This is a genomic window from Actinocatenispora comari (assembly GCF_017312725.1).
GTDB classification, from domain to species: domain Bacteria; phylum Actinomycetota; class Actinomycetes; order Mycobacteriales; family Micromonosporaceae; genus Actinocatenispora; species Actinocatenispora comari.
The window spans coordinates 1-5,462 of record NZ_BOPO01000094.1; the positions used below are offsets into that span (position 1 = coordinate 1).

General features: G+C 73.6%; 5 protein-coding genes. All 5 read right to left on the reverse strand.

Features of this window, described 5'->3' with window-relative positions:
* Nucleotides 1–119: 119 nt before the first annotated feature.
* Entirely contained in the window at nucleotides 120–1,748 is a 1,629-nt protein-coding gene (gene cydD / locus NUM_RS23805; RefSeq protein ID WP_207127151.1) for a thiol reductant ABC exporter subunit CydD, read from the reverse strand.
* On the reverse strand, nucleotides 1,745–2,746 hold the full coding sequence (gene cydB, locus NUM_RS23810; protein WP_207127152.1) for a cytochrome d ubiquinol oxidase subunit II: 1,002 nt from the start codon (nucleotides 2,744–2,746) through the stop codon (nucleotides 1,745–1,747). Before cydB ends, cydD begins: the two co-directional genes overlap by 4 nt.
* Nucleotides 2,747–2,767: 21 nt before the next feature.
* Complete coding sequence (locus NUM_RS23815) at nucleotides 2,768–4,195, reverse strand: cytochrome ubiquinol oxidase subunit I (RefSeq protein ID WP_207127153.1); 1,428 nt, start codon at nucleotides 4,193–4,195, stop codon at nucleotides 2,768–2,770.
* Between the two features lie 137 nt (nucleotides 4,196–4,332).
* Nucleotides 4,333–4,881 (reverse strand): LuxR family transcriptional regulator, encoded by a 549-nt coding sequence (locus NUM_RS23820; protein WP_207127154.1) that lies wholly within the window; start codon nucleotides 4,879–4,881, stop codon nucleotides 4,333–4,335.
* Between the two features lie 25 nt (nucleotides 4,882–4,906).
* On the reverse strand, nucleotides 4,907–5,462 hold a 556-nt coding region (locus tag NUM_RS37335), incomplete at its 5' end, for a helix-turn-helix transcriptional regulator (RefSeq protein WP_225918806.1).

A 5,462-nucleotide genomic window follows, 5' to 3' on the forward strand; every position in this document is an offset into this window, starting at 1 on the left:
GCCCCGGCGCCCGGTGGGCGGGCCGGCGGCGGCACCATGCGGCCCGGGGACCGCGCCACGCGGCTCGGGGCGGGCACCGTTCACCGTGCGCTGGTGCCCGCGGGCCGCGGTGCGCGGCGTCATGAGCCGACCGCCGCGGCGGCGAGGGTGACGGTACGGTCGGCGGCGGCCAGCGCGCCGGGCCGGTGGCTGACGATCAGTACGGTGCGGCCGGCGGCGGCGCGGGCCCGCAGCCGGGACAGCACGGCCGCCTCGGTGGCCGCGTCCAGCCCGGCGGTGGGCTCGTCCAGCAGCAGGATCGGGGTGTCGCGCAGCAGCGCCCGGGCCAGGCCGACGCGCCGCCGCTGCCCGGCGGACAGGCCGGCGCCGTGCTCGCCGACCGGGGTGGACAGCGGCAGGTCGAGGCACGCGTCGCGGGCCGCGGCGGCGACGAACACGGCGGGGGCGTCGGGCCGGCCGAGCCGGATGTTGTCGGCCAGCGTGCCCGGGTGCAGGTAGGGCTGCTGGGCGGCCCAGCCGATGCGGTGCCGCCAGGCGTCGGCGTCGAAGTCGGCCAGGTCGTACCCGTTGACCAGGACCCGGCCGGCGGTGGGTGCGGTGAACCCGAGCAGCACCGCGAGCAGCGTCGACTTGCCGGTACCGGACGGGCCGGCCAGTGCGACCAGTTCGCCGGGCCGCAGGTGCAGCTCGACCGGCGGCGGGGTGGCGGTGGGCCGGCCCGGGTGCGTGACGCTGACCCCGTCGAGGTGGATGTCGGTGATCGTGTCGGGCGGGGCGGTGCCGTCGGTGGCGCGGGGGGTGGTGTCGAGCACGCGGAAGACCTCCTCGGCTGCGGCCAGGCCGTCGGCGCTGGCGTGGAAGTGGGTGCCGACCGCGCGCAGCGGCAGGTACGCCTCGGGGGCGAGGATCAGTACCAGCAGTGCGGTGGCCAGCCCGACGTGCCCGTCGACCAGCCGCAGCCCGATGGAGACCGCCACCAGCGCCACCGACAGGGTCGCGAGCAGCTCCAGTACCAGCGCGGACAGGAACGCGATGCGCAGCGTGCGCATGGTGGCGCGGCGGTACGAGTCGGTGATGGCGGCGATGGTGCGGGCCTGGTGGCCGGCGCGGCCGAACACCTTGAGGGTGGGCAGCCCGGCGACGACGTCCAGGAAGTGGTGCGACAGGCGGGTGAGCGCGGTGTAGCGGTTGCGGGTGGCGGCCCGGGTGGCCAGCCCGATCAGGATCATGAAGATCGGGATCAGCGGCAGCGTCACCACGATGATCACCGCGGTGACCGGGTCGGTGACCGCCAGCCGCGCCAGGATCGCGCCGGGCACCAGCACGGCCAGTACCAGCTGCGGCAGGTACTTGGCGAAGTAGCCGTCGAGCGCGTCGATGCCGGTGGTGGCCAGGGTGGTGACGGTGGCGGTGGGCCGCTGGTCGGGCGGCAGCGCGACGGCGTGCGCGAGCAGCTTGCGGCGCAACGCCGACTTGACCCGGGCGGCGGCGTGGTGGCCTTCGGCCTCGGTCGCCCAGGCGATCAGCGCGCGGGCGGCGAACACGGCGGCCAGCAGCGCCAGCGGCCGTACCAGCGTGCCGGGGGCGGCGCCGTGCACGATCGCGGCGAGGGTGTCGGCGATCAGCTGCGCGCCGGCGATCACGGTGGCCGCGGTACCCACGCCGAGCGCCACCAGCGCCGCGAGGTGCCCGGCGGTGGCGCGGGCGTGCCGGATCAGCCGCGCATCCAGCGGCCTGACCCCGCTCATTCGGCGGCCCCGGCGATGTCGTGGCGGCCCAGCCGGCGGCGGAACACCCAGTAGCTCCACGCCTGGTAGGCCAGCACGAACGGGGTGAACGCCAGCGCCACCCAGGACATCACCCGCAGCGTGTACGGGGTGCTCGACGCGTTGTGGATGGTCAGGCTGTGCGCCGGGTCGGTGGCGGGCAGCACGTCGGGGTAGATCGCGGCGAACAGGCTGACCACCGCCAGCCCGATCGCCACCGCGGTACCGGTGAACGCGATGCCGTCGCGGCCGAGCCGGCTCGCGGCCAGGCCGGCCAGCAGGGCCACCGCCGCGCCGGTGGCGAGGATCGCGGACAGCACGGTGCCGGTGTGCAGCTGGGTCCAGGTCAGGAACGCGACCGCGGCGACGGCGGCGACCAGCCCGACCGGCAGCGCGATCCGGCGGGCCCGCTCGCGCACCGGCCCGTGCGTCTTGAGCGCGAGGAAGATCGCCCCGTGCGTGGCGAACAGCGCCAGCGTGGTCAGCCCGAACAGCAGCGCGTACGGGTTGAGCAGCCCGCCGAGACTGCCGACGAACTCGTGCCGGGCGTCCAGCGGTACGCCGCGCACGATGTTGCCGAACGCGACGCCCCACAGCAGGGCGGGTACCGCGGAGCCGGCGATGATCGCCGCGTCCCAGCCGGTCTTCCAGCGCGCCTCGGCCCGCTTGCCGCGGAACTCGAACGACACTGCGCGCAGGATCAGCGCCAGCAGGATCAGCAGCAGCGGCAGGTAGAACCCGGAGAACAGGGTCGCGTACCACTCCGGGAACGCGGCGAAGGTGGAGGCGCCGGCGACGATCAGCCACACCTCGTTGCCGTCCCAGACCGGCCCGATGGTGTTGATCGCCACCCGCCGGTCGGTCTCGTCGCGGCCGACGAACGGCAGCAGCATGCCGACGCCGAAGTCGAAGCCCTCCAGCACGAAGTAGCCCAGCCACAGGAAGGCGATGATCAGGAACCAGAGTTCGGTGAGGGTCACAGCAGTCTCCGGATGCGTGCTCTAGTAGGCGAACGCGACGGCGTCGGTGTCGGCGTCGTCGGGTTCGGGTGGCCGCTCGTCGCCGACGCCGGCGCGGATGCCGCGCAGCATCAGCCCGACCTCCACCACCGCCAGCACCGCGTACAGCGCGGCGAACGCGATCAGGGAGGTCAGCACCTCGCCGCCGGACACCCCGGGCGAGACGCCGGCGGCGGTACGCAGCTGGCCGAACACCAGCCACGGCTGCCGGCCCATCTCGGTGAAGATCCAGCCGAACGAGTTGGCCGCGAGCGGCAGCAGCGGCAGCGCGACGATCATCAGGTACAGCAGGCGCGAGCGTGGCGTGCGGCCCCGGCGCAGCGCCCACAGGCTCACCAGCGCGATCGCGGCGGCGAGCATCCCCAGCCCGATCATCAGCCGGAAGCTCCAGTACGTGACGGGGATGATCGGGGTGTAGGAGCCCGGCCCGTACAGCTTCTGGTACTCGGCCTGCAGGTTGTCGATGCCCTCTACCTTGCCGTCGAAGCTGCCGGTGGCGAGGAACGACAGCAGCCGCGGCAGCTTCACCGCGTACACCTCGTGCTTGCCGTCCAGGCTGCCGATCGTCACGATCGAGAACGACGCCGGCTGCTCGGTGTGGTAGAGCGCTTCGGCGGCGGCCATCTTCATCGGCTGCTGCTCGGTCATGATCTTGCCCTGGATGTCGCCGGTGATCGCCAGCGCGACCGCGGCGATCAGCACGGTGACGGTGCCGACCCGTGCGGCGGAGCGGAACGCGACCCGCTGCCCGTCGGCCGTCGCGGCGTCGGTGTCGTCGCGGCGGTGCCGGCGCAGGTGCCAGAACGCGATCGCGGCGAGCAGCCCGCCGCCGGTCAGGAACGACGCGGCCATGGTGTGCGGGAAGGTGATCAGGTTGGTGGAGTTGGTCATCACCGCCCAGAAGTCGGTGAGTTCGGCGCGGTGGGTGGCCGGGTTGATCCGGTAGCCGACCGGGTGCTGCATGAACGAGTTCGCGGCGAGGATGAAGTAGGCGGACAGCGCGGTGCCGATGGCGGCGAGCCAGATGCAGGCGAGGTGGATGCGCTTGGGCAGCCGGCCCCAGCCGAAGATCCACAGGCCGAGGAAGGTGGACTCCATGAAGAACGCGAGCAGCCCTTCGATGGCCAGCGGCGCACCGAACACGTCGCCGACGAACCGCGAGTAGTCGCTCCAGTTCATCCCGAACTGGAACTCCTGCACGATGCCGGTGGCCACGCCCATCGCGAAGTTGATCAGGAACAGCTTGCCGTAGAACCGGGTCAGCCGGTACCAGCGGTCGTGGCCGGTGCGCACCCAGGCGGTCTGCATCCCGGCGACCAGGAACGACAGGCCGATGGTCAGCGGCACGAACAGGAAGTGGTAGATGGTGGTGACGCCGAACTGCCAGCGCGCCAGTTCCAGTGTGTCCACGGGTACCCCCGGACCAAGTCTTCTACACGGCGTAGAAAATTCTACACGCCGTAGAGGACGATCTCGGAGGGGTGGCCGGTAGCTCGGTGAGACTCGGGACACTCAGCCCGTGGAACGGCACTGACCAGGGAAAACGGTCAGGCGGACTCGTCCCGGGTGGCGCGCAGGTAGGTCAGCACCGCCTCCCGGGTGGTCCGCACCCCCAGCGCCTTGCGCGCCTCGGCGATGCGCCGGTTCGCGGTGCGCAGCGACAGGAACTCCGCCTCCGCCGCCGCCGCGATCGTCTCCCCCGCGCCCAGCCGGTCCAACAGCGAACGCTGCTCGTCGGTCAGCGGCAACCCGTCGCCACCGTGCGCCGCGGACTCGTCCACCGGGTCGACGTTGGGATCGCGCAGCACCGCCCCGATCCGGGACAGATCCGCCAGTACCGCCCGGCCCGGCTCGGAGCGCTCGTCGGCGATGACCACCACCGCGGCACCCCGCGCCGCCGCCAGCACCGCGAGCGCCGCGGTGTCCATGTCGGGCACCCGGCCGAACAGCATCAGCCGCTGCTCGGCCACGTCCCAGGCCGCTTCCGGCAGCGCGAACCCCTCCCGGGTGTGCCAACCGGAGCGCGCCATCCGGCGCAGCACGGTCGTCGCCTCCCCCGCCGAGGTGACCAGGTAGCGCGGTGCCGGCCCGCTCATCGGCGCGCCCTTCTCGTCGGCGTGGTCATTGCAGCAGCTCCAACGCCAACCCGGCCGCCTCGGTCCGGGTCTTCGCGCCGAGCTTGCGCATCCCGGCCCGGATGTGTGTCTCCACCGTCTCCCGGGAGATGCCCAGCAGCCCGGCGATGCGCCGGGTCGGCTCGCCCTGCGCGACCAGCCGCAGCACCTCGCGTTCCCGATCGGTCAGCTCCATGCCCGCCCGCGGGCCGCGGGTCTCCCGGCGCACCGCGTGCCGGCGCAGCGCACGGCGGGTGCGGCCCAGCAGCACCACCAGCCCGGCCTGCTCGGCGACCTGCTCGGCGCGCAGCAGCGGCGGCACCGCCCGGGCCGCGTCCGACTCGTACAGGCCGTGCGCGAGCAGGCAGCGCACCTCCTCGCGGCGGGCCACGTCGTGCCAGGCGGTCGCCGCCGGATCGAACTCGGTGACCTTCGCCGGGTCGGTCGCCACCGCCTGCCAGGCGGCCAGCGTCGCCCGCGCGGGGCCGGCGAGGTCGGCGCCGTCGAGCGCGGGCGGCCGGTGGCCGTCGGCCGCGTCGTACGCGACCCAACGGCCGGTGATC